Source organism: Streptomyces aureocirculatus, assembly GCF_000720475.1.
GTDB lineage: Bacteria > Actinomycetota > Actinomycetes > Streptomycetales > Streptomycetaceae > Streptomyces > Streptomyces aureocirculatus.
Map to the genome: position 1 here is coordinate 305,190 of NZ_JOAP01000005.1, position 26,061 is coordinate 331,250.

The window sequence follows — 26,061 nt, forward strand, 5'->3', positions numbered from 1 at the left end:
CCCCCCCCCCCCCGCCGATCTCCTCACCATCGACGATCCCGACGATCCGCGCCTGAGCGACTACACGGGCCTGACCGACGTCGAGCTGCGCCGCAAGCGCGAGCCCGCCGAGGGCCTGTTCATCGCCGAGGGCGAGAAGGTGATCAGGCGCGCCAGGCTCGCGGGCTACGAGATGCGCTCGATGCTGCTCTCCGCGAAGTGGGTCGACGCCATGCGGGACGTCATCGACGAGGTCCCGGCACCGGTCTACGCCGTCAGCCCCGCCCTCGCCGAGCGGGTCACCGGCTACCACGTGCACCGCGGCGCCCTCGCCTCGATGCAGCGCAAGCCGCTGCCCACGGCCGACGAGATCCTCCGGCGGCACCGCCGCGTCGTGGTCATGGAGGCGGTCAACGACCACACCAACATCGGTGCGATCTTCCGCTCCGCCGCCGCCCTCGGCATGGACGCGGTGCTGCTCTCGCCGGACTGCGCGGACCCGCTCTACCGCCGGTCGGTGAAGGTCTCCATGGGCGCGGTCTTCTCCGTGCCCTACGCGCGCCTGGACTCCTGGCCGCGAGGCCTCGACGGGGTCAGGGAGGCCGGCTTCAACCTGCTGGCCCTCACCCCCGACGAGAAGGCCAAGACCCTCGACGAGACGGCTCCCCACCGCATGGACCGTGTCGCCCTGATGCTCGGCGCCGAGGGCGAGGGACTGTCCACGCAGGCCCTCGTCGCGGCCGACGAGTGGGTCCGCATCCCGATGGCACATGGCGTGGACTCGCTCAACGTGGGCGCCGCGGCAGCGGTCGCGTTCTACGCGGTGGCGACGGGCCGTCCGCAGACCTGAGCGCGGGTTTCCGTACGCGAGTACGAGAAAAGGGCGCCGCTCCTCCGGTACGGAGCCTCAGCCGCGGGGCGTACCGGTTCCGGGCAGCTCCGTCCCGTCGCCCACCTGGCCCTGACCGACGACCCGTACGGCGTCCTGCCCGGCCCCGAGCCCCCGCGCGGGCCCCTGGCACCCCTGAGCGGCGGCGATCCCGAGGGCGACGAGCAGGGTCACGACGACGAACACGAAAAGGCGCTGCCGCAGCAGCCGGGGGTTGGCGGGCCGCCGCCCCGTGCCCGTGGTGCGCGGGCCGCCCTTGCGCCCAGCGCCGCTGCGGGGCGCGGGCCTGCCGCCCGGGCGCGAGCCGTCGCGCGGGGCGCCCGACCGCGCACCGGCCTGCGAACCACCGGTCCGGGGCCCGCCACCGGTACGGGATCCGCCGGTGCGCGAGCCCCCTGTTCGCGAGCCACCCGTGCGTGAGCCCCCCGTACGGGGGTCCCCGCCGCGTGAGTCTCCGTCACGCGCCTCTCCCGTACGGGAGTCTCCGGTACGTGGATTTCCCGTACGAGGGTCCCCGTTCCGGGAGGAGCCGGTGCGGGAGGGCCCGGTGCGCGGCGGGGGGGTGCCGGGGGCCGTGCGCCGTTGCGTGCGCTGGTCCTCGTATGTGTCGTACCCCTCCGCGAGGCGGCCCGTGGGGCGGTCCTGGTCGTTGCGGGGCGCGGGCGGCCGTACGTCGCTGAGGCCCTGGGCCTCGCGGGCCGCGATCTCCTTGAGCCGCAGCGACAGTTGCAGCGTGCTGGGACGTTCCTCCGGGTCCTTGGCGAGACAGGCGCGAAGGAGCGGGGCGAGAGCGTCCGGCACGCTCTGCAACTGGGCCTCCTCGTGCACGACGCGGTACAGCATCACTTCGGAACTGCCGTGCCCGAAGGGCGAGTCGGCCATGGACGTGTACGCGAGCGTGGCACCGAGCGCGAACACGTCGGTGGCGGGGGTGACGGCGGCCCCGCGCACCTGCTCGGGCGCGAGGAAGCCCGGGGAGCCGACGGCCGTGCCCACATGGGTCAGGGTCGAGGCGCCGGTGGCCCAGGCGATGCCGAAGTCGATGATCCGCGGCCCCTTGGGGGACAGCAGGATGTTCGAGGGCTTGAGGTCACGGTGGACGACGCCCGCCTCGTGCACCGCGACGAGCCCCTCGGAGAGCGCGGCACCGATGACGGCGACCTCGGCCGCGGACAGCGGACCCTCGGCGGCGACCTTGTCGTGCAGTGAGGGCCCCGGCACGTACTGGGTGGCGAACCAGGGCCGGTCCGCCTCCAGGTCCGCGGCGACGAGCCGGGCCGTGCAGCCGCCCCGGATGCGCCGGGCCGCCGACACCTCACGGGCGAAGCGCGAGCGGAACTCCTGGTCCTCGGCGAGGTCCGGTCTGATCACCTTCAGGGCGACGCGCTGACCGCGGCGGTCGGAGCCCAGATAGACCACGCCCATACCGCCGGCGCCCAGCCGCCTGTGCAGCCTGAACGAGCCGACGACACGCGGGTCCTCGCGCCTCAGGCGCATCATCGCCATGTTCATCCCCGCTGCCCGGTCCGTCTGACGAGCCACAGCTTACGTTTCCGCGGCCGGGCACGTGCAGAGGCCGCGCCCTCGCGGGCCGACGGATTGTCAGTGCCGGGTGGGAAACTCGAAGAGTGGTCAGGAGCCGCGGAACACGGGGCGTTTCCCGGCTTCCGGCCCGTCAACCGCCCGTCGCTGAAGGGGGTTTGATCGCGTGAAGGGTGACCGCGTGGAGATAGTGGTGGACGCCGGGGACACGACACGTACGTACGAAGTGGTGGCGAGCCGGGCCGGCCGCCGGGTCGAGACGGCCGTCCGCAGGGGAGTGGTGGAAGTGAGCGAAGTCACCCGCAGCGGCTCCGTGGTCCGCACGGCACGGTTCATGTCGACCCGGGTCCTTGCTCTGGTGGAGCAGCCCGTCCCTCGTGAGGACAGCTCCGAGCGGTCGGGACGTCCCCTCCGGGAAGACCCCGAGGCCTAGGCCCTCGTCTCCACCCACGGGAGTACTTGTGTGACGAGCGGTCATCCTCCGGGAGGCCAGCCAATGGGTACGAGGGCATGACGACCTCCGGCCACGATCGGCCTAAGTTTGAGGTCAAGCGGCGGGTGCAGCACTCGTCCCCCGAGGTCAGCACTCGCCGCTACCCGCATTCCACGGTGCGCGCACAGCACCACCGCACCGATCCAACGCAGTACGCGACAAGGTCAGGAAGGGAGCGAACCATGGCGGACACCGCGCCGCGGACGATGATCCGCACACAGGGACGAAAGCTCTCCACCCTGGGCGTCCGGCCGTCCGGAACGCGCCACCCCCTGGTGGCCACGCTCATGGTCCTCCCCCTGGCAGCCCTGCTCACGGTCGCCTTCGGCGGCTGGGAGGCAGTGGTCACACAAGCGTCGTCCGTGGGCGTGATGCTGGGGCGCTGAGCGGCGCCCCGGGCCCGGAAGAGCGGTCCGGGCGGGGACATCCGGCCATGAAACCCCGTGGGGACGGGGGTGCGGCGGACGGCACGACAGCCCGCGTAGCTGGGGAGCTGCGCGGGCTGTTTCTTTGTCCTGTACCCGGCCGTGGGTGGGGCCGGTTTCCCGCTGTGGGCCGGGACGGCCCGCGCGACCCCGTACGCTCAGCGCACACTCCGAGCACTCCGGGATCGATCCACGTGACCACCCTCACCCCCGCCCTGACCGCACAGGCCAGACTCAGGGCACGCCACAGCGAGGGCTGCGCCTGCAGCGAACCGCACGCCGTCCTGGCCGACCGCACCGACGCCACGGTCGTCCGGCACGCCCAGGTGGTGGCGAAGGCGCACGCGCCCGGCACACCCGAGTCCGCCCTGACGGCACGCCTCGCGGCAGCCGCACACCCCGGCCTCGCGGACACCCTCCTCGCCCCGCTGTCCGCACGGCCGACCCGCCTGCACGACCGCCTGGTCACGTTCTGGCCGTACGGTGTCCCGGTCGACCGGGACGACCCGTACGGCCCGGACACTGTTCCTTGGGAGGCGGCAGCCACCCTCCTGGCCCGACTGCACCGCGCCCCGCTCGCCCGGCTCCCCAAGGCGCTGCCGCCGATGCGGGGCCCGGAGAAGGCGGCCCGCGCCGTGGCCAGGCTGCGGGCGGCCGCCCCGCACCCCGCCGCGTCCCCGGTGGAGCGCGCCTGGGCGGTGCTGCCCGCCTGGGCCCGCGACGAGGCGCCCTGCCCCGGACGGCCGTTCCTGTGCCACGGGGACCTGCACCTGGGCCAGCTCGTGCGCACGCCGCCGGACCCCCGCCTCGGCCACCTCGTCCACCCGCACACGGAACCGCGACCGGGCTACCCCGGCTCCGCGCCCGCCGACCACTGGCGGCTCATCGACATCGACGACCTCGGCACCGGCGACCCGGCCTGGGACCTGGCCCGCCCCGCGGCCTGGTACGCCTGCGGGCTGCTCCTGCCTGAGGAGTGGACACGGTTCCTGAACGCCTACCGCGCGGCGGGCGGCCCGGCCGTGCCCGCGGACGGCGCGGACCCCTGGCTGGTCCTCGACGTCCCGGCCCGCGCGCTGACCGTGCAGACCGCGGCCCTCGCGATAGCCAAGGCGGTGGCCGCGGAGCGGGCCCTCGACGAGGTCGAGGAGACGTTCGTGGACGCCTGCCGCCGGATGGCCGCCGTCCCGCCCGACTTGGCGCCGACCTGCACGAAGTAGGGTGCACTGCACCGTAGCCGGGCAGATATCCGGCGAAGCAGTCACCACCGTCGAGGAGTTGAGCCGACCTTGCAGTGCCCCAAGTGTCACGCACCGATGCACACGTACAACCGCAATGGCGTCCAGATCGAGCAGTGCGGCGGCTGCCGCGGAGTATTCCTCGACTACGGTGAGCTCGAAGCCCTGACCCGCCTGGAGAGCCAGTGGAGCGGGCACCAGGCCCCACCGGCACCGCCGGCCGCTCCGGCCTATCCGGCGGCGCCCGCGCCCGCGTGGGGCGCCCCGCACACCGGCCACCACCAGGATCAGCACGGCCACCACGGTCACCACGGCCACAAGCGGCACAAGAGCTTCGGGCACATGCTCTTCTCCTCCTGACCGGCCGGGCGCCCCGACCGGTACGCACGACGAAGCCCCCGGCCGTGGAGACGGCCGGGGGCTTCGTGGAGCTGGTGCGCGATACTGGGATTGAACCAGTGACCTCTTCCGTGTCAGGGAAGCGCTCTCCCGCTGAGCTAATCGCGCGGGTCAACCTGCGACGCGGGCCCCCGCTGGGGACCTGTGCGTGCGCGATACTGGGATTGAACCAGTGACCTCTTCCGTGTCAGGGAAGCGCTCTCCCGCTGAGCTAATCGCGCGGGAAACCTCTGAACGATCAGAGGTTCCAGTGGACGATACTGGGATTGAACCAGTGACCTCTTCCGTGTCAGGGAAGCGCTCTCCCGCTGAGCTAATCGTCCTTGGAGGTGGAGACGGGATTTGAACCCGTGTAGACGGCTTTGCAGGCCGTTGCCTCGCCTCTCGGCCACTCCACCAGGAGTTACGGGGGTTCGGGAAGATCCCCCGCTGTTCCTGCGAGCGGACGACCAGGTTCGAACTGGCGACCTCAACCTTGGCAAGGTTGCGCTCTACCAACTGAGCTACGTCCGCTTGTCTTTCCCGGCCCGCTTCCGCGTCCCGGCGACGTGTTGAACTCTAGCGGATTCCTGGGCCAGTACAAAAACGCGTTTGCGCAGCGTGCTGGGTTGTCGCATCGCCGCAGGAGGCCCGGGGCGCCCTCGGGACGCCGGTCATAGACTCGCAGACGTGCACGACCTGTCTCCCATGGCGCGCTTCGGCGGCCTCGTCGCGACCGATCTCCGGGACGTGACCAGCGACCCTTCCGCCCTGGAGTCCGCCGGCTTCTGGGCGGTGTCCGCGGACTTCGAGGGCCGGCTCGTGTGCGCCCGCTTCGGGCGGGTGCGCACGGAGCCCGTGCCAGCGCCGGTGCCGGGAGCCTGGCGCGGCCCCACCGCCGGTGACTGGACGTCATCGCTCGACTGCGCCGCGTACACGGAAGGTGTGCGTCGCATACGGGCCCACATCGCCGCCGGCGACGTGTATCAGGCGAACCTCTGCCGGGTCCTTTCCGCGCCACTGGCCGAGGACAGGGCTCCCGCCGACGTGGACGCCCTCACCGCGCTCCTGGCCCGCGGCAACCCCGCCCCGTACGCGGGCACCATCAGGCTGCCCGGCCACGGCGTGGAGATAGCCACCGCCTCGCCCGAGCTGTTCCTGCGCCGCGCGGGCGACGTCGTCGAGTCCGGGCCCATCAAGGGCACAGGACGCACCGAGGCGGACCTCCTGGAGAAGGACTACGCCGAGAACGTCATGATCGTGGACCTCGTCCGCAACGACCTGGGCCGGGTCTGTGCCTCGGGCACGGTGACCGTGCCCGACCTGTGCGTGGTGGAGAAGCACCCCGGCCTCGTGCACCTCGTCTCCACCGTCCGCGGCGAGCTGCGCGCCGCCGTCGGCTGGCCGGAGCTCCTGACGGCCACCTTCCCGCCCGGCTCCGTCACCGGCGCCCCGAAGTCCAGTGCCCTGCGCGTCATCGACTCCCTGGAGACCGCGCCGCGCGGCCCGTACTGCGGCGGCATCGGCTGGGTCGACGCGGACCGGCGCACGGGAGAGCTGGCCGTCGGCATCCGCACGTTCTGGGTGGACCGGACCGACGGGAACGGCGGCGCCGTACTGCGGTTCGGCACGGGGGCGGGGATCACCTGGGGCTCGGACCCCGAGGGGGAGTGGCGCGAGACGGAGCTGAAGGCGGCCAGGCTGCTGGCGGTAGCCTCGGGCACGTACGCACCAGGTGGATGACCTGTGCACGGACCGACTTCGCAAGGTGGGGCTCAGTGAGGATATGGCTCAACGGCGGGCTGCGGGACCTCGATTCCGCGCACGTCTCCGTCTTCGACCACGGACTGACCGTCGGTGACGGCGTCTTCGAGACCGTGAAGGCGGTCGCGGGGCGGCCGTTCGCGCTCACCCGCCACCTGGACCGCCTCGCCCGCTCCGCCCGCGGCCTCGGCCTGCCGGAGCCGGACGCGGACGAGGTGCGCCGCGCCTGCGCCGCCGTCCTCGACGGCAATCCGATGGCGCTCGGGCGGCTGCGCATCACGTACACCGGAGGCCTCTCGCCGCTCGGTTCGGACCGCGGCGAGAAGGGCCCCACGCTCGTCGTCGCCCTCGACGGGGCCGTGCGCAGGCCCGACTCGACCGCAGTGATCACCGTCCCCTGGACCCGCAACGAACGCGGCGCGCTGACCGGCCTGAAGACCACTTCGTACGCCGAGAACGTCGTCGCCCTCGCGCGCGCCAAGGAGCGGGGCGCCACCGAGGCGCTGTTCGCCAACACGGTGGGGCAGTTGTGCGAGGGCACGGGCACGAACGTCTTCGTCGTCATCGACGGCGAGATCCACACCCCGCCGCTCGCCTCGGGGTGCCTGGCCGGCATCACGCGCGAACTCGCCGTCCAGTGGACCGACGCGCACGAGACCGACCTGCCCCTCGACGTCCTCGACCGCGCCGAAGAGGTCTTCCTCACCTCGACGCTGCGCGACGTGCAGGCCGTGCACCGCGTCGACGACCGCCGACTGCCGGACGCCCCTGGCCCGGTGACGACCAAGGCGATGCAGATCTTCGAGGAGCGGGCGGGGAACGACCTCGACCCGTGAGGGAGGGAGCCGGGGGACCTGGGGGCGCAAAACTGGATGACGCGGGGGCGCCCAGCGGGTAGAACTCCCGTGATGACGACGACCCTGCGGCCGTCCGGGCCGCTCCACGAGAGCACCGAGGGCGCCAAGTCGCGCGACTACGACGTCTGCGTGAACAGCCGCCCCGTCGGCCGGATCCGGCTGGCCACCCACGCGGACTTCGGTCCCCGCTTCGCGGAGATACGGGACCTGCGCATCGACGGCCCGGACCGCAGGCGGGGCCGTGCGACCGTGGCGGCGCTCGCCGCCGAGGAGGTGGCCCGCGGCTGGGGCTGCGCCGAGATCGCGGCGGTCGTGCCGGTCACGGCGCCCGGCGGCCTCGCCCTTGCCACGGCGCTCGGCTATGTGGAGCGCAGCCGCGGGATGGCGAAAACGCTGCCGCCCGCGCCGCCCGCGCTGCCGCAGGGCGTGCGGGCGCGGGCGATGACGGCCGAGGAGTTCACGGCCTGGGCCGAGCACTCCCGGCGGAGCTACGCCCGGGACTGGACCGAGTGCGGCATCCCGGAGGCACAGGCCCACGCCAGGGCCACGGCGGACTACGGAACGCTGCTCGCCGGGGGCGCGGCCACACCCGGCAGCAGGCTCAGCGTCCTGATCCACGACGGCGCGGCCGTCGGCACGCTGTGGCTCGCCACGGTCGAGGGCGACGTGTTCGTGTACGACGTCGAGGTCGGCACCGAACACCGCGGCCGTGGCCACGGCCGCTCCCTGATGCTCCTCGCCGAACAGCAGAGCATCGAGGCGGGCAAGGACCGCATCGGCCTGCACGTCTTCGCGGGGAACACCCCGGCGCTGCGCCTGTACGAGTCCCTGGGCTACGAGACGACCGAGTACGCGCTGTACAAACGGCTGTGGTGACCCGGACCCGTCGCGCAGGCCCCGTCAGCCGCGCCGGACCAGGACCTGGCACCCGACCCATCGGACACGCCCTAGTCCCGGCCGTCGGCGAGCAGGCGGTCGGCGATCTCCTCGACGCGGCCGCGCAGGCCCTCCTGGCTCTTGCCGCCGTCGAGGCGCTCGTCGCCCACGACGTACGTGGGCGTCCCGGTGACGCCGATCGCCTCGCCCTCGGCCTGATCGGCGTCGACGATCAGGATGTGCCTGCCGTCCACCAGGGCGGTGTCGAACTCCTCCGCGTCCAGGCCGAGTTCACGTGCCACCTCGACCAGGAAGGGTTCTCCCGTACGGTCAAGTTGCTCCACCCGGCCGAGGACGGCCTCGACGTACTCCCAGCCCTTTCCCTGCGCGAGGGCCTCCTCGGCGGCCTGCGCGGCGGCGAAGGCGTGCTTGTGCTTCTCCAGGGGGAAGTGCCGCAGCCGCAGCTCGGCGCGGTCGCCGTAGCGGGCACGCAGGGCGCGCACGTCGTCCAGGGCGGTGCGGCAGTCCGGACACTGCAACTCGCACCAGACGTCGATGACCAGGGGAGCGGCGGGGCCGGCGGAGCCGGCGGGGGGAGAGTCGTTCATGGCGCACAGTCTTTCAGGACCCCCGGCTTCCAGAACCCCGGGGCGCGCACCGGCCGGGACCTGGCGTACCCCTCCGGGCGGCGCCCCGACCGGCACCTGGGGAGGAGCCGCTACCCGGATATCTCCCTGATGTCGGCTGCGGCCGTGGCCTCAGGCACCGCACCCGGTGCAGGATGGAAGGGACACAAGCGACACAGCACTGTGCCCGTACGCCTGGAGGACCGGGATGATTGCCGAGACCATCTGCTCCGCCGTAGCCGCGGCCGGCCTTGGCATCGCGGCCGTCACGGCTTATCGCAAGCGTTTCCTCGCCGCGGCCCGCCTCGCCGCGTATGCGCTGGTCCCGATCGGCCTGGTCATGACGGGGGCGGTGGAGTGGGCGGCCGAGACCGCCTTCAGCCCCGTCGCCTGGGCGGGCTTCGGGGTGCTCGGCGCGGCCTGGCTGCTGTTCCTCGCCACGCGCGCCGTGGAGCGCCGCTCCGGCGGCACCCGCAAGGAGCGCAGGGCCGCCGCGAAGGCCGCCCGCCGCGACGCCGTCGCCCCCGCCGCGTCCGCGCCGTCCCTGGGTCCGGCCGCCCGCCCGCAGGCCGCGCCCGCGGCCAGGAAGAAGGCCGCGCCCGCGGAGGACTTCAGCGACATCGAGGCCATCTTGAAGAAGCACGGGATCTGACCCGGGATCTGCCCCGGAAGCCGAGCCGGGCCCTGGCCCCGTCCTTGACGGCACGGCCCGGCGTTCCACATGCCGGGATCCCGTTCGAGCGTATCCACGGACTCCGCTCGCAGGTCCGCCGCAGCGGGCCCGCCAAGGTCACGGAATGCGGCGAACTGCCCCTTGGAACGTGCGTGTTGGTAAAGTGCGGGGCCCGCGCTGCGCCATCATCACCGCGAGATGCTGGACACCACCACACAGAGCGATCCCGTCCCGCCCGACGGCCGGGGCACCGCCGACGACGGGCGCGGGACCGCCGACGAACCGCGGGGCTGCCTCTTCGCGCTCTCGCAGCCACCGCTGATGATCTTCCTGGCGGTGATCGGCAGCCTGCTCCTCATGGCATCACTGCACGATCTGCTGCTGCTCTAGCTCCGGGTCCGGGTCCGGGTCCGGACCCGGACCCGGACCGAGCTCCGGACCCGGCTCCGGTCCCGTGCGCTTCGGGTGTGCCGTGCGGCTCGTGTGCGGGTGTGCCGTGCGCCTCGTGCGCCTCGCCTTCCAGGCCCGCCGCCTCCCTGCGGCGGGCCCGGTACGCGGCGACGTGCAGCCGGTTCCCGCAGGTGCGGCTGTCGCAGTAGCGGCGGGAGCGGTTGCGGGACAGGTCGATGAAGGCCCGGCGGCAGTCCGGCGCCTCGCACCGGAGCAGCCGCTCCTGCTCGCCCGCGACGACGAAGAAGGCGAGCGCCATCCCGCAGTCGGCCGCGAGGTGGTCGGCGACGGAGGCGCCGGGCGCGAAGTAGTGCACGTGCCAGTCGTAGCCGTCGTGGTCGGTGAGACGTGGCGTGGTGCCGGCGGCGGCGACCAGATCGTTGATCAGGGCGACCGCCTGATGCGGCTCCTTGGCCGCGAAGACCTCGGCGAAACGGGCGCGGACACCGTGCACCGCCGCCAGGTCCTTCTCCGAGAGCACGCCGACGTCACTGATCGCGTGCCGCTGCACGAAACCGTGCAGAGCCGCCAGGTCCGCAAGACCGTCGCCGCTGCCGCCGTTCTCTTCGTCTGGCGCGGAGTTCACCAGATCGACCACGGCGTCGAGCGCACACCGGGTGTCGTGGGTGATCAGCACGATTCGCTCCCTGGCCTGGGGGTAGTGGGTCTCCCCCCGCTCATCAAGAGCGTGGGGGAGGGCGCCCGCCGATGCTGGCCGATGCTAGCGGCTCGTGCCGTGCACGCCACGGCGCCGGTGCCGCGGAAATCCGCGGCACCGGCGCCGGTGCCTGTTGCCTGCCGTTATGGCGTTGTGTGTCGCTTCCTGCTCGTTCGCGCGCGTACCCGCGCCGTCGCCCCGAGTCGGACGGCGCCCTGCGGCTCCCGGACGTGACCGGACTAGCTTTCGGCCAAAATGTGCGAGAGCTCCGTGTCGAGATCGAAGTGGCGGTGCTCCGTGCCGGGTGGCACGGCCGCGTCGGTACGCTTGAGAAACGATTCCAGGGCCCGCGCCGGGGCCTCGAGCAGAGCCTCACCCTCGGGGGAGCTCAGGGCGATGCAGACGACGCCCTGACCGTGGCTGCGGGACGGCCAGACGCGGACGTCGCCGGTGCCGGTGGGCCGGTGCAGGCCCTCGGCGAGGAGATCGCGGGCGAATACCCACTCGACGGTCTCCTCGGCTCCGGTGTGGAAGGTGGCGTGCACGGCATAGGGATCGGCCGTGTCATACCGCAGTCCTGCGGGTACAGGCAGTGAGGACTCGCTCGACACAACGAGGCGCAGGTGCAGCTCGCAGCTGACCGTGGTGTTCATAAGCGCCAGGGCCTTTCGCTCAGTGTGCGCTCGGGGATTCGCACGTCGGCGAAATCGACATGCCACCTACGGTGCCGTTGTAAACCCCTCTGAGAGTTTTGGGTGGCTTTAGGGGGCTCGTATGGCGGACTGTCCGTTTGCTTCGTACGCCCATTCCGGTGATGGGTTTCCGTCCGGTAGGGTTTGGCTGCATGAATACGGGGAGTGACGAGTCGAAGGTGGCGGCGGCCGTCGACGACGTGGCCGAGCAGGTCAAAGCCGAGAAGCCCTTCGGGTCCAGGGCGCCGCAGTTCATCAAGGCCCGGCGCACGCTGCACCTGAGCTGGCAGGTCGGCGTGTTCATCGTGGGTCTGGCGGTGGTCGTCGCCGGCATCATCATGCTGCCCCTGCCGGGACCGGGCTGGGTCGTGATCTTCGGTGGCATGGCGATCTGGGCGACCGAGTTCGTCTGGGCACAGCTTGTGCTGCGCTGGACGAAGCGGAAGGTCACGGAGGCGGCACAGCGCGCTCTCGACCCACGGGTGCGCCGTCGCAACATCATCCTCACGGTGATCGGCCTGGTGATCGTCGCCGCGCTGGTCGGCATCTATCTGTGGAAGTTCGGCATCGAGATGCCGTGGAAGATCAACGATCAGTGACGCACCGCGCGCGGGGACGGGCGCCGTCCCCGCCGAAGCGTCGGCCGTCCCGGTCGGGGTGGTCGGGGGCACCCTCTGACATGGGGTAATGTTCTCTGTGCGCCCGGGCGATTAGCTCAGTGGGAGAGCGCTTCGTTCACACCGAAGAGGTCACTGGTTCGAACCCAGTATCGCCCACCCGGGATTGTGGCCCGGAGACTGGAAACGGTCTCCGGGCCACAGTCGTATCGGCTCGGGGTCACCGTCATGTCGGCTCGGGGTCACCGTCAACTCCGGGGCCGTATGTGACGCCCTTTCACGGGAATTCACGCCCCGTGCGAACCCTTGCGGAATAACTCGTTCCTATTTCTTCGAGTTGACGATCCGTCCGTTCTGTCGCACGGATATCGAACCGGCCGCACACTATGGGTCATGGACTGGTGTCATTACCGTTTCCGCAGCGTCTGGAATCTGCCCGCCGACCCCGCGACGGTGTACGGCGTGCTCGAGCGGGCCGAGGACTACGCGCGGTGGTGGCCACAGGTGCGCGAGGTGACCACGCCCGGCGGACACGACGGCACCGCGCGACTGCGCTCGCTGCTCCCGTACGACCTCGTGATCACCGCGACCGAGCGCCACCGCGACCCGGACCGCGGCGTCCTGGAGATCTCCATGACCGGCGACCTCGAGGGCTGGGCCCGCTGGACGGTTACCGCCGCCGACGGCGGCGCCCGGGCGACGTACGACCAGGAGGTCGACGTGCGCAAGCCCCTGATGCGGCGGCTCGCGGTGCCCGGCCGGCCGCTGTTCCTGATCAACCACGCCCTGATGATGCGGGCGGGCCGCCGCGGTCTCGCCGCGTACCTGCGAAGCGGTTTGAACGAACGGCGCCAGGACCTGTAATGTTCTCTCTGCGCCCGGGCGATTAGCTCAGTGGGAGAGCGCTTCGTTCACACCGAAGAGGTCACTGGTTCGAACCCAGTATCGCCCACCCGGAGAATGCCGGTCCGTCCTTCCGACGGACCGGTTTTTTCATGCCGGCACCAGGTGGCCCCGCACCCTGCCTGCCTCGCACCCTGCCTGCCCCGCACCCCCGGCGGCGTGCGGCAACGCTCAGGCGGCCGCGGGCAGTTCGGGGCGCAGCGGCCACGCCGGGTCGACCGCCTCCGGCGAACCGCTGCGCGCGAACCAGGCCTCGAGCCCGCGCGCCTGGGACGCGTGCCACACCGCCTGCAGCGTGTGCAGCTCGGCCGCGGACAACCGCTCGAGACGGCCGGAGAAACGGCGCCCCACCGCCCGTACGACATCCAGCGCGCCCTGTGCGTCGGCCGCCGCGTCATGGGCGCCCGACAACTCCACGCCGTAGTGCGCGCACAGATCCGTCAAGGTCCGCCGCCCCTTGCGGTACCGGTCCAGTTGGCGGTCCAGGACGCGCGGGTCCAGGACGCACAGCGGATGGCTCTCCAGATAGCGCGCGAGCGACGACGCCCGGTGCCTGCGCAACTCCCGGTCCAGGAGCGTCAGGTCGAACGGCGCGTTCATCACCACCAGCGGCCGTCCCGCCGCGCCCTGCTCGGCCAGCTCGCGGCCGATCTCCTCCATGACCGGAGCGGGCCAGCGCCCGGTCCGCTCCAGATGCTCCTGCGTGAGCCCGTGGATCGCGGTGGCGCCCGCGGGCACGGGAACGCCCGGATTCACCAGCCAGCGGGTGACACGGGGCCGGGCCCCCGCGCCGTTCTGCACGACGACGGCGGCCGACACGATCCGGTCGGTCTCGACGTCGACACCCGTGGTCTCCGTGTCGAATGCGGCCAATGGCCCCTCGTACCAGCACGTCATCCTGACGCAACTCCTCGTTCCGCGTCGGCAGTTGACCTGCGTAACCGCCCACGCTGGTGATACCCGGGCCGTTTGCGCCGAACCCGGCCCGGAGACAACACAGTTACAGGGCGCGGTCGTTGACCCGCCCGAACGGGGATCGTCCGGTTCGGAAGGCTTCTGGGACATGGCGCTCGCGCAGCCCGAACAGGGCGGGCTGCTGCCCGAGCGGATCGCACCGCCGCGCGGCAATCTCGCCACCACCGCCTGTATGGAGACCCTTCAGGTGGGCTATCTGCACGCCGTCGCCGCCGCGGCGGAGTGCTCGCTCTCCCAGCCGTTCCCGGACAACGGCATCGACTGGCACGTCAGCCACAGCGCCCCCGGACACACGGTGGACGACGAAGTCACCATCAAGGTGCAGCTCAAGTGCACCTACCAGCTCCCGCCACGGCCGACGGGGCCCGTCTTCTCCTTCACCCTGGACAACGCGCACCTGGTGAAGCTCGCCCGCACCCCGGTATCGGTGCACAAGATCCTCGTGGTGATGATCGTGCCCCGCTCGCGCGACGACTGGCTGCGGGCCGGGCACGACCGGCTCGACCTGCGGCACTGCTGCTACTGGACCAACCTCGCCGGACACCCGGTGACGGGCCGTCGAAGGACCACCGTCCGTGTCCCGACCACGCGGATCTTCGACGACCGGGCGCTCTGCGAGATCATGACGCGCGTCGGGACGGGAGGGAGGCCCTGATGCACCGCCCGATCGAGGAGCCCGCGCCACCGCGCGGTCCGCGCCCCCACCCCGGCCACGCCCGGACCGGCCGGCCGGACCCGCCCGAGCCCGCGCGGGTCGACCCCGCCGTGCTCGGCGCGCTGCTCGCCCGGCACGGCTGGCGCCGCCGCGGCGGCGCCCCGGGGCGCTACTCCCGCTGGACCCCGCCGGGCCCCGGCGCGGGCGGCACCAGCCTGCTCGTGCCGGAGAGCCGCTCCTTCCCCGACAGCGAGGACCTGATCGGCGAGGCCCTGACCGCGCTCGCCCGCAGCTCGTCGCCGTCCGCCCGCGACGTGCTCGTCGCCCTCGCCGTGCCCAGCGACGAGATCTCCTGGTGGCGCGATGTGCCGAGCGGTCCCGCGGGCACCGCGTCCTGGACCGTCGAGGAACAGCTTCGCGGCGCCGCCCGCCAACTGCTCCTCGCGGGGGCGCTCGCCGCCCGCGCCCGGGCCGGGTACTACGGCGCGCGGCACCGCCGCCCCGCCGCGGCCGCACTGGAGAGCGTCCTGGTCGGCCCGGCGCCCGGCGGCCGCCGCCTGACCGCCTACCTGCCCGTGCCTGCCGGACGGCCGCTCGCCGTGCGCCTGCACCAGGCGCTGTACGCCGCCCGCGAAGCCGTCGACTACCAGCGGGCCACCGGCGCCATGCACGCCTTCGACGGCGCCGTCGGCGCGGGCGTCAGCCATGAACTGGTCGAGGCCGTCATCACCCTCGTCCGCGGCACCGAGGGCGCCGGGGTCGGCGTCCAGTGGTCACCCGCGGCGGGCGTCCCGGAGGGGTGCGCCGCGGCCGCCGGGCCCGTCGAGTTCTCGCCCGGCGACCTGCCCGTCCTTCGCGAGGCCAGCGCCCGCTATCTGCGCGCCGAGCCCGCGGTACCGGTACGGATCACCGGGACCGTGGTGCGCATGCGGCGCTCCGGACCGCGGGGCCCGGGCACGGTGCGGGTACGGGTGCTCGCCGGCGCGGAGATCCCGCACGTACGGATCTCCCTGGACGAGGAGGACTACCGCATCGCCGGGCACGCGCACCTGGTCGGCCTGCCGATCCGGGTGCACGGCCGCCTGGAGAGCCGGGGCGGCTTCCGCAGGCTCACGGGGGCCGCCAGGGTGGTGCCGGTCCAGGTGGACGACGCCGAGCGGGACCGTCTCACGAAGTCGCTGCAGGAGAACCTGGACTTCTTCGAGGAGGCGCGCGGCGAGGACTGAGCCCGCCGTCCTGGCCATGAGCCCGCCGTCCTGGACAACCGTTTCGCTCTGGACCCCCGTGGCTCGGTACGATTCGTCGCGCGTGCAGGAGCAGATCTGCCGCAGGCCCCGTACCAGCAGGGCAGCCCCCTTCAGGCAGGAGAGACCGGTGTCAGACGTCCGTGTGATCATCCAACGCGATTCCGAGCGGGAAGAGCGCGTGGTGACGACGGGCACTACGGCCGCCGAGCTCTTCGACGGCGAGCGCACCGTCGTGGCCGCCCGCGTGGGCGACGAGCTGAAGGACCTGGCGTACGCGCCGGCCGACGGCGAGGTCGTCGAGCCCGTCGAGATCTCCTCCGAGGACGGCCTCGACATCCTGCGCCACTCCACCGCGCACGTCCTCGCGCAGGCCGTGCAGGAGCTGTTCCCCGACGCCAAGCTCGGCATCGGCCCGCCCATCCGTGACGGCTTCTACTACGACTTCGACGTCGCCGAGCCGTTCACGCCCGAGGACCTCAAGCGCATCGAGAAGAAGATGCAGGAGATCCAGAAGCGTGGCCAGCGCTTCTCGCGCCGCGTCACCAACGACGACGACGCCCGCGTCGAGCTCGCCGACGAGCCGTACAAGCTGGAGCTCATCGGCCTGAAGGGCAACGCCGCGAACGCCGCCGACGGCGCGGACGCCGAGGTGGGCGCCGGCGAGCTGACCATCTACGACAACCTCGACGCCAAGACCGGCGAGCTGTGCTGGAAGGACCTCTGCCGCGGTCCGCACCTGCCCACCACCCGGAACATCCCGGCGTTCAAGCTGATGCGCTCCGCCGCCGCCTACTGGCGAGGCAGCGAGAAGAACCCGCAGCTCCAGCGCATCTACGGCACCGCGTGGCCGTCCAAGGACGAGCTGAAGGCGCACCTGGAGTTCCTCGCCGAGGCCGAGAAGCGCGACCACCGCAAGCTCGGCTCGGAGCTCGACCTGTTCTCCTTCCCCGAGGAGCTCGGCCCCGGCCTCGCCGTCTTCCACCCCAAGGGCGGCGTCGTCCGCAAGGTGATGGAGGACTACTCGCGGCGCCGCCACGAGGAGTCCGGCTACGAGTTCGTGAACACCCCGCACATCTCGAAGGAGCACCTCTTCGAGACCTCCGGGCACCTGCCGCACTACGCGGAGGGCATGTTCCCGCCCATCGAGTTCGACGGGCAGAACTACCGCCTCAAGGCCATGAACTGCCCGATGCACAACCTGATCTTCAAGTCGCGCGGGCGCTCCTACCGTGAGCTGCCCTTGCGGTTGTTCGAGTTCGGTACGGTCTACCGGTACGAGAAGTCGGGCGTCGTGCACGGCCTGACCCGCTCGCGCGGCTTCACCCAGGACGACTCGCACATCTACTGCACCAAGGAGCAGATGGCGGACGAGCTGGACAAGCTCCTGACCTTCGTCCTTGACCTGCTGCGCGACTACGGCCTGAACGAGTTCGAGCTCGAGCTGTCCACCCGCGACCCCGAGTCGGACAAGTTCATCGGCTCCGACGAGGACTGGGCCGAGGCCACCGAGGCGCTGCGCGAGGCCGCCGAGAAGCAGGGCCTGCCGCTGGTCCCCGACCCGGGCGGCGCCGCGTACTACGGCCCGAAGATCTCCGTACAGGCGAAGGACGCGATCGGCCGCTCCTGGCAGATGTCGACCCTCCAGGTCGACTTCAACCAGCCGAAGCGGTTCGGGCTCGAGTACACCGCGGCGGACGGCTCCAAGCAGCAGCCGGTCATGCTGCACAGGGCTCTGTTCGGGAGCATCGAGCGGTTCTTCGGGGTGCTCCTGGAGCACTACGCGGGCGCGTTCCCGGCGTGGCTCGCTCCGGTGCAGGCGGTGGGTATCCCGGTCGGTGACGCGCACGTGCCGTACCTCCAGGCATTCGCGGAGGAGGCGAAGAAGCACGGTCTGCGGGTCGAGGTGGACGCCTCGTCGGACCGGATGCAGAAGAAGATCCGCAACGCTCAGCGCAGCAAGGTGCCGTTCATGGTCATCGTCGGCGACGACGACATGGCCGCGGGTTCGGTGTCCTTCCGGTACCGGGACGGGTCGCAGGAGAACGGCATTCCGCGTGACCAGGCGATCGCGAAGCTCGTCGATGTGGTGGAGCGCCGCGTGCAGGTGTGATGTGCTCCCCGCGTGAGCGGGATCCGAGGGGCGGCCCCGCCGGGGCCGCCCCTCGTCACATCCCCGACGGCGAATATGCTGACCACCATGACGACTGAGCCGGAGCAGCAGATCGGAGTGGGGACTCAGGACGCGTTCCAGCGCCTGTGGACGCCTCACCGGATGGCGTACATCCAGGGCGAGAACAAGCCCAGCGGTCCGGGTGCGGACGACGGCTGCCCCTTCTGCTCGATCCCGGCCAAGTCGGACGAGGACGGGCTCGTCATCGCGCGCGGTGAGCACGTGTACGCGGTCCTGAACCTCTACCCGTACAACGGCGGGCACCTCATGGTCGTGCCCTACCGTCACGTCGCCGACTACACGGAGCTGACGGGGCCGGAGACCGCCGAGCTCGGTGAGCTGACCAAGCAGGCGATGACGGCTCTGCGCTCCGCGTCCGGGGCGCACGGCTTCAACATTGGCATGAACCAGGGCACCGTCGCGGGCGCGGGCATCGCCGCGCATCTGCACCAGCACGTCGTGCCGCGCTGGGGCGGGGACACGAACTTCATGCCGGTCGTCGGGCACACCAAGGTGCTGCCGCAACTGCTCGCGGACACCCGCAAGATGCTGGCGGAGGCCTGGCCGAAGGGCTAGCACCCAGGGCGGGCGCCCAGTGGAGCGGCGGAAGGGCCCGGGTGACGCGGCACGCACACTGTGCGTGCCGCGTCACCCGGGCCCTTCTCGTCGTCGTACTCGTCGTACCGGCGGTGAGCCCTACGCGTTGTACACGTCCGCCTGCTTCGGGGCCGGGTCCTGCACCGCGCCGCTCAGGAACGTGGCGCGGGCGCCGAAGCGGTCGGTGTTCACGCCGTTCTCCTCCAGGACCTTCAGCGCCGCCGAGTGCACCACACGCAGCACAGGTGTGGCCGCGCGCAGCGCGTCGTCGGCCATGAAGCGGTGCCGCCAGGGCTTGTCCGCCCAGGCGTGCCGCAGGCCGAACGGCTCGGGCAGGACCAGTTTGCCGCCCAGGTAGTCGAGGATCGGCGGATACCAGGTGAAGGGGGCGCGGACCGCGAGGCGCACCACTTCCTGGGCATCGACGAGCGGTAGCTGCTGGGTCTTGGTCTCCCAGAACTTGATGGTCTTGCTGACCGTCTTCGTCTTGGGCGCCGGTTTGCTGGTGAACAGGGAGTGCACGGGCCCGAGCGCGTGCCCCGTGACCTCGATGCGCAGCGTCTCGTGCAGCACCGTCACCGTGATCAGCATGGTGATCACAAGCTGGCCGTCCCAGAGCGTGAACTGCACGCCCAGGTAGTGCCGGTCACCGCTGCCGAACTGCTGCTCGTTGCAGATGCGCTGTATCTCGTGGCCCTTGATCTGGAAGGCGTCGACGTCCGTGCCCGAGGGGCGGGCCACCGAGCCCGCGTTCTCACCGATGGGCGTGACGATCCAGTGCTTTATCGACGGCTTGGGGAAGCCGCCGGTGTGCAGGGGGCCGCGCTCCAGCATGCGGAGCTGGTCGTGCACCGCGCGTATCACGTCCCAACTGCGGAACGGGTTGATCTCCTTGTCGTCGTCGCGCGGGGTGAGCTCCTCGGCGAGCTGCCAACTGCCCCAGCGGGTGCCCATGCCCAGTATTCCCTTGGGCCCGGCGTAGAAGACGGAGTTGGACTGCTGCTCCGCGGACAGGCGCGCGAGGCCCTGGCGCAGCCGCTCGGCCGCCGTCTCGCCCGGGCTGCCGGGGACCGCCTCGGGGATCTTCGCGCCGACGCCACCGCCCGCGAGCAGGCTGTCCCAGCGCTCCCGCAGATCCCTCGCGGTGCCTTCCGCCACGTGCTTGGCCCAGAACCAGCCGAGCACGGGCGCAACGGCGCACAGGCGCAGATACCAGGCCCAGAAGCCGTCGAACGGCAGCTTGATGAGCACAAGGGCGACCACCACGCCGAGGGCCACGAGCAGGGCCGTGGCGATGGCGTGGGTGCGCTTGTCCTTCTGCTTGGTGACCCATCTGCGGGCCGTGAACACCAGGAGCCAGGCGAGGAGGCCGGGCAGGAAGAGCAGCCCGCACAGGGCCGTGACCGCCGTCAGCCAACTGTCGCGCTGTCTGCGGATCCGATTGGCCGCGAGGCAGTGCTCGACGACCACCTGCGGTTCCGTGCCGAAGGACTGGATGAGCGGCGGGCGGGCGCCGCCGAGCATCCGCACCTGCACGGTCCGTGAGAAGGCCTCACCCAGGTTGGGCTTGCACAGCGACCACAGACCGGGCTTCACCACGGACTTGTGCCAGTCGCTGTTGGCCTTGAGGATGTCGTCGACCTCGCCGTCGCGATACGCCGCCGACGCCAGGGCCTGCGTCGCCGCGGTCTGTCCCGCGGCGCCCGCCAGGGGCACCTGGGCCCCCGGCCTGAAGTCGAATACGTCGTCCGCCACCTGCCGCCCCCATCGCCGCGCCGCGCTCGGCGCCACGGCTCTTCCCGACTGCGTTGTCCCCAAAGTTCCCGACTGCGCGGACCGGCACACCTGTTGACCTGGCGGGCACGGCCATTGATCAGGTCATCAGCGTATCGGTGCGCACTGACATCCGGCAGTGGGTCGCCGAATGCCGCTCGCCCGACGGGGGGCGGAACGGGCGGCATCCGGCCGGTTCAGGTCACCTGTGCGTCAACTGTGCGGACCCTGCGCCTGTTCACGGATCTTCTGGGACAACTGCGGCGGCATCGGCTCGTGCCGGGCGTAGTTCCGGCTGAAACGGGCGGTGCCTTGTGAAAGGGACCGCAGGTCGACGGCGTATCTGCCGATCTCGATCTCGGGGACCTCGGCCCGCACCACCGTGCGCCCGCCGGGGGCCTGTTCGGTGCCGACGACCCGGCCGCGCCGCCCCGAGAGGTCGCTCATCACCGAGCCGACGTGTTCGTCGGCGACGAGGACCTGCACCTCGGCGACCGGTTCGAGCAGATGGATGGTGGCGTCGCCCGCCGCCTCCCGCAGCGCGAGGGCGCCAGCCGTCTGGAAGGCGGCGTCGGAGGAGTCCACGGAGTGCGCCTTGCCGTCGAGCAGCGTGACGCGCACGTCGATCAGCGGGTAGCCCGCCGCGACGCCCTTGGCCGCCTGGGCGCGGACGCCCTTCTCGACGGACGGGATGAATTGCCGCGGCACCGCACCGCCCACGACCTTGTCGACGAACTCGATGCCGCTGCCGCCCGGCAGCGGCTCCACCTCGATCTCGCAGATGGCGAACTGGCCGTGGCCGCCGGACTGCTTCACATGACGGCCGCGGCCCGTCGACCTGCTCGCGAACGTCTCGCGCAGGGAGACCTTGTGCGGCACCAGGTCGACCTGCACTCCGTAGCGGTTGCGCAGCCGCTCCAAGGCGACGTCGGCGTGCGCCTCACCGAGGCACCACAGGACCACCTGGTGGGTGTTCTGGTTCTGTTCGAGCCGCATGGTGGGGTCCTCGGCCACCAGCCGGGAGAGGCCCTGCGACAGCTTGTCCTCGTCGGCCTTGCTGTGCGCCTGGATGGCGAGCGGCAGCAGTGGGTCGGGCATGTCCCAGGGCTCCATCAGGAGCGGGTCGTCCTTGGCGGACAAGGTGTCGCCGGTCTCGGCGCGGCTGAGTTTGGCCACACAGGCCAGGTCGCCGGCGATGCACTGGCTGAGTGTGCGCTGCTGTTTGCCGAAGGGCGAGGACAGGGCGCCCACGCGCTCGTCCACATCGTGATCCTCGTGGCCGCGGTCCGCCAGGCCGTGCCCGGAGACGTGCACCGTCTCGTCCGGGCGCAGGGTCCCGGAGAACACGCGGACCAGCGATATCCGGCCGACGTACGGGTCGGAGGCGGTCTTCACGACCTCCGCGGCCAGGGGGCCCTGGGGGTCGCAGGTGAGGGCGGGGCGGGGTTTGCCCGCGGGGGTGGTGACGGCCGGGGCGGGGTGCTCGAGGGGGGTCGGGAAGCCGCCCGTGATCAGGTCGAGCAGTTCCACGGTGCCGATGCCCTGGCGGGCGCCCTCGGCGGCGGGCGCGGCGGCGAGCACCGGGTGGAAGATGCCGCGTGCGACGGCGTGCTCCAGGTCCTGGACGAGCGTCTCGTAGTCGATGTCCGCACCGCCGAGGTAGCGGTCCATCAAGGACTCGTCCTCGCTCTCGGCGATGATCCCCTCGATGAGCTTGTTGCGCGCCTCCTGGATGACGGGCAACTGGTCGGGGCCCGGTTCGGACTCCTTGCGTTCGCCCGACGCGTAGTCGAAGACCCGCTGCGAGAGCAGCCCGATCAGACCGGTCACCGGAGCGTGCCCGTCGGGGCCCTGCTCGCCGTACAGCGGCAGGTACAGCGGCAGGACGGCGTCGGGGTCGTCGGCCCCGAAGGCCTCGGCGCAGGAGCGCGTCATCTCCGCGAAGTCGGAGCGCGCGGTCTCCAGGTGCGTGATCACGATGGCCCGTGGCATGCCGACCGCCGCGCACTCCTCCCACACCATGCGGGTCGCGCCGCCGATGCCCTCGGCGCCCTCGGCCGCCGAGACCACGAAAAGGGCCGCGTCCGCGGCGCGCAGACCGGCCCTCAGCTCACCGACGAAGTCGGCGTATCCCGGAGTGTCCAGGACATTGATTTTGTAGCCACCCCATTCGACGGGTACGAGGGAAAGCTGTACCGAACGTTGCTGGCGGTGCTCGATGTCGTCGTAGTCGGAGACCGAGGTGCCGTCCTCCACCCGGCCCGCCCGGTTCACCGCCCCCGCGGTCAGCGCGAGGGCTTCCATCAGGGTCGTCTTGCCCGATCCGCTGTGGCCGACCAGCACCACATTCCGTACGGACGCGGGGTGGTCGGCCGTCGCTGCCCTGCCGGCGGCTCCGGGGTGTGCGTTCGCCTTGTCGCCCATGCCTTGGCCTCCCGGTCGTGCGCATGGCTGAGGAGGCGCAGCCCCCTCAGGGATGCTGGCTGTGCGCGGACGCACGGGACCCGAGCGTGCGGGGGCGGCTCCGGCGACGCCCGCGGTGCTTTCGAGCTTTGCACCCGTGTCACGGTGCGTCCATACGTCGTACGCGATCGTGAGGGGGCGAGCCGGGGTGCCGCGGGCGTGACTACGATGGGCCAGCCGGTGGCCAACGGGGCCGCCAGGGCACCGACCCTCGGGAAGGCCATGCTGAACAAGTACGCGCGTGCATTCTTCACGCGTGTCCTCACACCGTTCGCCGCGTTTCTCATCCGCCGCGGGGTCAGCCCCGACACGGTCACGTTCATCGGTACGGCCGGTGTGGTCGCGGGAGCGCTGGTCTTCTATCCCCGGGGCGAGTTCTTCTGGGGCACGGTCGTCATCACCCTGTTCGTGTTCTCGGACCTGATCGACGGCAACATGGCGCGCCAGCTCGGCCGCTCCAGCCGGTGGGGCGCGTTCCTCGACTCGACCCTCGACCGGGTCGCCGACGGCGCGATCTTCGGCGGCTTCGCGCTCTGGTACGCGGGCCGCGGCGACGACAACGTGCTGTGCGCGGTGACGCTCTTCTGCCTGGCCAGCGGTCAGGTCGTGTCGTACACGAAGGCGCGCGGCGAGGCCATCGGCCTTCCTGTGGCCGTCAACGGTCTGGTGGAGCGCGCCGAGCGGCTTGTGATCTCGCTGGTCGCCGCGGGCCTCGCCGGGCTGCACAAGTTCGGCGTGCCCGGCATCGACGTGTTGCTGCCCATCGCGCTGTGGATCGTCGCCGTCGGCAGCCTCGTCACGCTCGTCCAGCGGGTGGTGACCGTGCGCAGGGAGTCCGCGGAAGCGGACCAGGAGGCCGCGCGGGAGGCGCCGCAGCAGAGCGAGGCGGCTTCATGAGCGCCGCCACGGACAAGCTCACGGACGCGCTGTACGGCGTCGGCTGGAGCACGCTCAAGAAGCTGCCGGAGCCCGCCGCCGTGCGCCTCGGCCGCACCATCGCCGACCTGGCGTGGAAGCGGCGGGGCAAGGGCGTGCTGCGCCTTGAGGCGAACTACGCGCGCGTGGTGCCCGACGCGAGCCCCGCACGCCTGGCCGAGCTCTCCAAGGCGGGCATGCGCTCGTACATGCGGTACTGGATGGAGTCCTTCCGGCTCCCGGCCTGGAGCAAGGACCGCATCCGCAACGGCTTCTCCGGGCAGGACATGCACCGCCTGACCGAAGGCCTGGCGGCGGGCAAGGGAGTCGTCGTCGCGCTCCCGCACCTGGGCAACTGGGACCTGGCCGGGGCGTGGTTGACCACGAAGCTGGAGATCCCGTTCACGACCGTGCAGGAGCGGCAGAAGCCCGAGTCGCTGTACGACCGTTTCGTCGCCTACCGCAGCGGCCTCGGCATGGAGGTCCTGCCGCACACCGGCGGCTCGGCCTTCGGGACGCTGGCCCGGCGGCTGCGCGCCGGGGGCGTTGTCTGCCTGGTCGCCGACCGTGATCTCTCGGCGTCCGGCGTCGAGGTGAAGTTCTTCGGCGAGAGCGCGCGCATGCCCGCGGGCCCCGCCGCGCTCGCCCAGCACACCGGTGCGGTGCTGCTGCCCGTGACGCTCTGGTACGACGATTCGCCAGTCATGCGGGGCCGCGTGCACCCGCCGGTCGAGGTGCCCGAGACGGGGACGCGCGCGGAGAAGACGGCCGCCATGACGCAGGCACTCGCCGACGCCTTCGCCACGGGCATCGCCGAGCATCCCGAGGACTGGCACATGCTGCAGCACCTGTGGCTGGCCGACCTGGACCCGTCGAAGGCACCCACTACGGAGGCTGCCGCTACGAAGCGGCCCGCTACGGAGGCGCCCTCTCCGAAGGCGGCCTCTCCGAAGGCGACGCCGCCCGGACCGTCGTCCCCGTCCTCAGGGGCGCCGCCCGCATCGACGTCTCCGGAGACGACGGCCGAGGGGACACCGTGAAGGTAGGCATCGTCTGCCCCTACTCGTGGGACGTCCCGGGCGGCGTCCAGTTCCACATCCGTGATCTGGCGGAGCACCTCGTCCGCCTCGGGCATGAGGTCTCCGTACTCGCCCCCGCCGATGACGAGACCCCCCTGCCGCCGTACGTGGTGTCGGCGGGGCGAGCCGTTCCCGTTCCGTACAACGGCTCGGTGGCACGGCTGAACTTCGGATTCATCTCGGCCGCGCGCGTCCGGCGCTGGCTGCACGACGGCACCTTCGACGTGGTCCACATCCACGAGCCGACGTCGCCGTCGCTCGGTCTGCTCACGTGCTGGGCGGCGCAGGGGCCGATCGTCGCCACGTTCCACACCTCCAACCCGCGCTCACGGGCCATGATCGCGGCGTATCCGATCCTGCAGCCCGCCCTGGAGAAGATCAGCGCGCGGATCGCGGTCAGCGAGTACGCGCGCCGCACCCTGGTGGAGCACCTCGGCGGCGACGCGGTGGTCATCCCGAACGGTGTCGACGTCGACTTCTTCGCCCGCGCCGAGCCCAAGGCCGAGTGGCAGGGGGAGACGATCGGCTTCATCGGGCGGATCGACGAGCCCCGCAAGGGCCTGCCCGTCCTGATGCGCGCCCTCCCGCGGATCTTCGAGGAGCGGCCCGGGGCCCGCCTCCTGGTGGCGGGGCGCGGCGACGAGGAGGAGGCCGTGGCCTCCCTGCCCGCCGAGCTGCGCTCCCGGGTGGAGTTCCTCGGCATGGTCACCGACGAGGACAAGGCGCGTCTGCTGCGCAGCGTCGATGTGTACGTCGCCCCGAACACCGGCGGCGAGAGCTTCGGGATCATCCTGGTCGAGGCGATGTCCGCGGGCGCGCCCGTGCTCGCCAGTGACCTGGACGCCTTCGCCCAGGTCCTCGACCAGGGCGCGGCCGGCGACCTGTTCGCCAACGAGGACGCGGACTCCCTGGCCGACGCGGCCGTACGACTCCTGAGCGACACCGACCGCCGCACCGAACTCCGCGAGCGCGGCAGCAAGCACGTGCGCCGCTTCGACTGGGCGACGGTGGGCGCGGACATCCTCTCCGTGTACGAGACCGTGACCGACGGCGCGACAGCGGTGGCCGCGGACGAACGCACGAGCCTGCGCGCAAGATTCGGCCTGGCCAAGGACAAGCTGTAGCCC

General features: G+C 71.7%; 25 protein-coding genes, 7 tRNA genes and 1 pseudogene. 21 read left to right on the top strand and 12 right to left on the bottom strand.

Annotated features, from left to right (window positions below; all coding sequences use genetic code 11):
* Positions 1 to 28: 28 nt before the first annotated feature.
* Entirely contained in the window at positions 29 to 829 is an 801-nt protein-coding gene (locus IG78_RS0106580) for a TrmH family RNA methyltransferase (protein ID WP_030560407.1), read from the top strand.
* Positions 830 to 886: 57 nt separating this feature from the next.
* Here IG78_RS0106580 and IG78_RS0106585 read toward each other — a convergent pair whose 3' ends face one another.
* Entirely contained in the window at positions 887 to 2,380 is a 1,494-nt protein-coding gene (locus IG78_RS0106585) for a serine/threonine-protein kinase (protein ID WP_030560408.1), read from the bottom strand.
* A gap of 196 nt (positions 2,381 to 2,576) precedes the next feature.
* Here IG78_RS0106585 and IG78_RS0106590 point away from each other — a divergent pair, with 196 nt between their 5' ends.
* The 4 genes from IG78_RS0106590 (at position 2,577) to IG78_RS0106605 (ending at position 4,926) form a co-directional block, all read left to right on the top strand.
* Positions 2,577 to 2,843: a hypothetical protein gene (locus IG78_RS0106590; protein WP_030560410.1), complete on the top strand. Its 267-nt coding sequence runs from the start codon at positions 2,577 to 2,579 to the stop codon at positions 2,841 to 2,843.
* 242 nt (positions 2,844 to 3,085) lie between these two features.
* Positions 3,086 to 3,289, top strand: a complete 204-nt coding sequence (locus IG78_RS0106595) for a hypothetical protein (protein WP_016644343.1) — start codon at positions 3,086 to 3,088, stop codon at positions 3,287 to 3,289.
* Positions 3,290 to 3,516: 227 nt separating this feature from the next.
* Positions 3,517 to 4,548, top strand: coding sequence for a phosphotransferase family protein (locus IG78_RS0106600; RefSeq protein ID WP_030560412.1), 1,032 nt, complete (start codon positions 3,517 to 3,519; stop codon positions 4,546 to 4,548).
* A gap of 69 nt (positions 4,549 to 4,617) precedes the next feature.
* Positions 4,618 to 4,926, top strand: a complete 309-nt coding sequence (locus IG78_RS0106605) for a TFIIB-type zinc ribbon-containing protein (protein WP_078964756.1) — start codon at positions 4,618 to 4,620, stop codon at positions 4,924 to 4,926.
* 72 nt (positions 4,927 to 4,998) lie between these two features.
* Here IG78_RS0106605 and IG78_RS0106610 read toward each other — a convergent pair.
* The 5 genes from IG78_RS0106610 to IG78_RS0106630 form a co-directional block, all read right to left on the bottom strand.
* A tRNA-Val gene (locus tag IG78_RS0106610) sits at positions 4,999 to 5,073 on the bottom strand.
* A 41-nt stretch (positions 5,074 to 5,114) separates the two neighbouring features.
* Positions 5,115 to 5,186: transfer RNA gene (locus tag IG78_RS0106615), tRNA-Val, on the bottom strand.
* Between the two features lie 30 nt (positions 5,187 to 5,216).
* Positions 5,217 to 5,288 (bottom strand) — tRNA-Val (locus tag IG78_RS0106620).
* Position 5,289: 1 nt separating this feature from the next.
* Positions 5,290 to 5,363 (bottom strand) — tRNA-Cys (locus IG78_RS0106625).
* Positions 5,364 to 5,405: 42 nt separating this feature from the next.
* A tRNA-Gly gene (locus IG78_RS0106630) sits at positions 5,406 to 5,478 on the bottom strand.
* A gap of 156 nt (positions 5,479 to 5,634) precedes the next feature.
* Between IG78_RS0106630 and IG78_RS0106635 the strand changes: the two genes are divergently transcribed.
* The 3 genes from IG78_RS0106635 (at position 5,635) to IG78_RS0106645 (ending at position 8,441) form a co-directional block, all read left to right on the top strand.
* Positions 5,635 to 6,687, top strand: coding sequence for a chorismate-binding protein (locus IG78_RS0106635; RefSeq protein WP_030560414.1), 1,053 nt, complete (start codon positions 5,635 to 5,637; stop codon positions 6,685 to 6,687).
* A gap of 35 nt (positions 6,688 to 6,722) precedes the next feature.
* Entirely contained in the window at positions 6,723 to 7,544 is an 822-nt protein-coding gene (locus IG78_RS0106640) for an aminotransferase class IV (RefSeq protein WP_030560415.1), read from the top strand.
* A gap of 72 nt (positions 7,545 to 7,616) precedes the next feature.
* Positions 7,617 to 8,441, top strand: coding sequence for a GNAT family N-acetyltransferase (locus IG78_RS0106645; protein WP_030560416.1), 825 nt, complete (start codon positions 7,617 to 7,619; stop codon positions 8,439 to 8,441).
* Between the two features lie 71 nt (positions 8,442 to 8,512).
* Here the strand turns inward: IG78_RS0106645 and IG78_RS0106650 are convergent, their stop codons facing one another.
* Positions 8,513 to 9,049, bottom strand: a complete 537-nt coding sequence (locus IG78_RS0106650; RefSeq protein ID WP_030560417.1) for a DsbA family protein — start codon at positions 9,047 to 9,049, stop codon at positions 8,513 to 8,515.
* A gap of 226 nt (positions 9,050 to 9,275) precedes the next feature.
* Here IG78_RS0106650 and IG78_RS0106655 point away from each other — a divergent pair, with 226 nt between their 5' ends.
* Both IG78_RS0106655 and IG78_RS0106660 read left to right on the top strand, forming a co-directional pair.
* Positions 9,276 to 9,719, top strand: coding sequence for a hypothetical protein (locus IG78_RS0106655; protein WP_030560418.1), 444 nt, complete (start codon positions 9,276 to 9,278; stop codon positions 9,717 to 9,719).
* Between the two features lie 219 nt (positions 9,720 to 9,938).
* Positions 9,939 to 10,130: a hypothetical protein gene (locus tag IG78_RS0106660; protein WP_030560420.1), complete on the top strand. Its 192-nt coding sequence runs from the start codon at positions 9,939 to 9,941 to the stop codon at positions 10,128 to 10,130.
* Between the two features lie 133 nt (positions 10,131 to 10,263).
* On the opposite strand, the pseudogene IG78_RS0106665 reads toward IG78_RS0106660, so the two are convergent.
* Positions 10,264 to 10,827, bottom strand: a pseudogene (locus IG78_RS0106665) (CGNR zinc finger domain-containing protein); the annotation flags it as partial.
* Positions 10,828 to 11,087: 260 nt separating this feature from the next.
* Positions 11,088 to 11,501, bottom strand: coding sequence for an SsgA family sporulation/cell division regulator (locus tag IG78_RS0106670; protein WP_003959770.1), 414 nt, complete (start codon positions 11,499 to 11,501; stop codon positions 11,088 to 11,090).
* Between the two features lie 191 nt (positions 11,502 to 11,692).
* On the opposite strand from IG78_RS0106670, the gene IG78_RS0106675 reads away from it, so the two are divergent.
* The 4 genes from IG78_RS0106675 (at position 11,693) to IG78_RS0106690 (ending at position 13,109) form a co-directional block, all read left to right on the top strand.
* Positions 11,693 to 12,139, top strand: coding sequence for a TIGR02611 family protein (locus IG78_RS0106675; RefSeq protein ID WP_030560423.1), 447 nt, complete (start codon positions 11,693 to 11,695; stop codon positions 12,137 to 12,139).
* A gap of 105 nt (positions 12,140 to 12,244) precedes the next feature.
* Positions 12,245 to 12,316, top strand: a tRNA-Val gene (locus tag IG78_RS0106680).
* 234 nt (positions 12,317 to 12,550) lie between these two features.
* Positions 12,551 to 13,021 carry an SRPBCC family protein gene (locus tag IG78_RS0106685; protein WP_030560424.1) on the top strand — a complete coding sequence of 157 codons (471 nt, stop codon included), beginning with the start codon at positions 12,551 to 12,553 and terminating at the stop codon, positions 13,019 to 13,021.
* Between the two features lie 16 nt (positions 13,022 to 13,037).
* Positions 13,038 to 13,109, top strand: a tRNA-Val gene (locus IG78_RS0106690).
* Positions 13,110 to 13,231: 122 nt separating this feature from the next.
* On the opposite strand, the gene IG78_RS0106695 is transcribed toward IG78_RS0106690, so the two are convergent.
* Positions 13,232 to 13,957 (bottom strand): 3'-5' exonuclease, encoded by a 726-nt coding sequence (locus IG78_RS0106695; protein ID WP_030560425.1) that lies wholly within the window; start codon positions 13,955 to 13,957, stop codon positions 13,232 to 13,234.
* A 166-nt stretch (positions 13,958 to 14,123) separates the two neighbouring features.
* Between IG78_RS0106695 and IG78_RS0106700 the strand changes: the two genes are divergently transcribed.
* From IG78_RS0106700 to IG78_RS0106715, 4 genes are all read left to right on the top strand, one after another.
* On the top strand, positions 14,124 to 14,690 hold the full coding sequence (locus IG78_RS0106700; RefSeq protein ID WP_030560585.1) for a DUF4365 domain-containing protein: 567 nt from the start codon (positions 14,124 to 14,126) through the stop codon (positions 14,688 to 14,690).
* Positions 14,687 to 15,916: a hypothetical protein gene (locus IG78_RS0106705; protein WP_030560426.1), complete on the top strand. Its 1,230-nt coding sequence runs from the start codon at positions 14,687 to 14,689 to the stop codon at positions 15,914 to 15,916. The genes IG78_RS0106700 and IG78_RS0106705 overlap by 4 nt, the downstream gene beginning before the upstream one ends.
* Before the next feature lie 148 nt (positions 15,917 to 16,064).
* On the top strand, positions 16,065 to 18,047 hold the full coding sequence (gene thrS / locus IG78_RS0106710) for a threonine--tRNA ligase (RefSeq protein ID WP_030560427.1): 1,983 nt from the start codon (positions 16,065 to 16,067) through the stop codon (positions 18,045 to 18,047).
* A gap of 75 nt (positions 18,048 to 18,122) precedes the next feature.
* Positions 18,123 to 18,683 carry an HIT family protein gene (locus IG78_RS0106715; protein ID WP_030560429.1) on the top strand — a complete coding sequence of 187 codons (561 nt, stop codon included), beginning with the start codon at positions 18,123 to 18,125 and terminating at the stop codon, positions 18,681 to 18,683.
* Between the two features lie 120 nt (positions 18,684 to 18,803).
* On the opposite strand, the gene IG78_RS0106720 is transcribed toward IG78_RS0106715, so the two are convergent.
* Positions 18,804 to 20,459, bottom strand: coding sequence for a hypothetical protein (locus IG78_RS0106720; protein WP_030560430.1), 1,656 nt, complete (start codon positions 20,457 to 20,459; stop codon positions 18,804 to 18,806).
* A gap of 231 nt (positions 20,460 to 20,690) precedes the next feature.
* Positions 20,691 to 22,901: an elongation factor G-like protein EF-G2 gene (locus tag IG78_RS0106725; RefSeq protein ID WP_030560432.1), complete on the bottom strand. Its 2,211-nt coding sequence runs from the start codon at positions 22,899 to 22,901 to the stop codon at positions 20,691 to 20,693.
* 207 nt (positions 22,902 to 23,108) lie between these two features.
* Here IG78_RS0106725 and pgsA point away from each other — a divergent pair, with 207 nt between their 5' ends.
* Genes pgsA through IG78_RS0106740 form a run of 3 tightly spaced genes read left to right on the top strand, consistent with a single transcriptional unit; the run spans position 23,109 to position 26,058 of the window.
* On the top strand, positions 23,109 to 23,837 hold the full coding sequence (gene pgsA, locus IG78_RS0106730; RefSeq protein ID WP_030560433.1) for a phosphatidylinositol phosphate synthase: 729 nt from the start codon (positions 23,109 to 23,111) through the stop codon (positions 23,835 to 23,837).
* Positions 23,834 to 24,895, top strand: coding sequence for a phosphatidylinositol mannoside acyltransferase (locus IG78_RS0106735; RefSeq protein ID WP_225881946.1), 1,062 nt, complete (start codon positions 23,834 to 23,836; stop codon positions 24,893 to 24,895). Before pgsA ends, IG78_RS0106735 begins: the two co-directional genes overlap by 4 nt.
* Positions 24,892 to 26,058 (top strand): glycosyltransferase family 4 protein, encoded by a 1,167-nt coding sequence (locus IG78_RS0106740; protein WP_030560436.1) that lies wholly within the window; start codon positions 24,892 to 24,894, stop codon positions 26,056 to 26,058. The genes IG78_RS0106735 and IG78_RS0106740 overlap by 4 nt, the downstream gene beginning before the upstream one ends.
* Positions 26,059 to 26,061 lie beyond the last annotated feature (3 nt).

Coding starts and splice junctions, on each gene's coding strand:
- IG78_RS0106585 (WP_030560408.1), bottom strand. CDS start 2,380: ATGAACATGGCGATGATGCGCCTGAGGCGCGAGGACCCGCGTGTCGTC.
- IG78_RS0106595 (WP_016644343.1), top strand. CDS start 3,086: ATGGCGGACACCGCGCCGCGGACGATGATCCGCACACAGGGACGAAAG.
- IG78_RS0106645 (WP_030560416.1), top strand. CDS start 7,617: ATGACGACGACCCTGCGGCCGTCCGGGCCGCTCCACGAGAGCACCGAG.
- IG78_RS0106650 (WP_030560417.1), bottom strand. CDS start 9,049: ATGAACGACTCTCCCCCCGCCGGCTCCGCCGGCCCCGCCGCTCCCCTG.
- IG78_RS0106655 (WP_030560418.1), top strand. CDS start 9,276: ATGATTGCCGAGACCATCTGCTCCGCCGTAGCCGCGGCCGGCCTTGGC.
- IG78_RS0106660 (WP_030560420.1), top strand. CDS start 9,939: ATGCTGGACACCACCACACAGAGCGATCCCGTCCCGCCCGACGGCCGG.
- IG78_RS0106670 (WP_003959770.1), bottom strand. CDS start 11,501: ATGAACACCACGGTCAGCTGCGAGCTGCACCTGCGCCTCGTTGTGTCG.
- IG78_RS0106675 (WP_030560423.1), top strand. CDS start 11,693: ATGAATACGGGGAGTGACGAGTCGAAGGTGGCGGCGGCCGTCGACGAC.
- IG78_RS0106685 (WP_030560424.1), top strand. CDS start 12,551: ATGGACTGGTGTCATTACCGTTTCCGCAGCGTCTGGAATCTGCCCGCC.
- IG78_RS0106695 (WP_030560425.1), bottom strand. CDS start 13,957: ATGACGTGCTGGTACGAGGGGCCATTGGCCGCATTCGACACGGAGACC.
- IG78_RS0106700 (WP_030560585.1), top strand. CDS start 14,124: ATGGCGCTCGCGCAGCCCGAACAGGGCGGGCTGCTGCCCGAGCGGATC.
- IG78_RS0106715 (WP_030560429.1), top strand. CDS start 18,123: ATGCTGACCACCATGACGACTGAGCCGGAGCAGCAGATCGGAGTGGGG.
- IG78_RS0106725 (WP_030560432.1), bottom strand. CDS start 22,901: ATGGGCGACAAGGCGAACGCACACCCCGGAGCCGCCGGCAGGGCAGCG.
- pgsA (WP_030560433.1), top strand. CDS start 23,109: ATGGGCCAGCCGGTGGCCAACGGGGCCGCCAGGGCACCGACCCTCGGG.
- IG78_RS0106735 (WP_225881946.1), top strand. CDS start 23,834: ATGAGCGCCGCCACGGACAAGCTCACGGACGCGCTGTACGGCGTCGGC.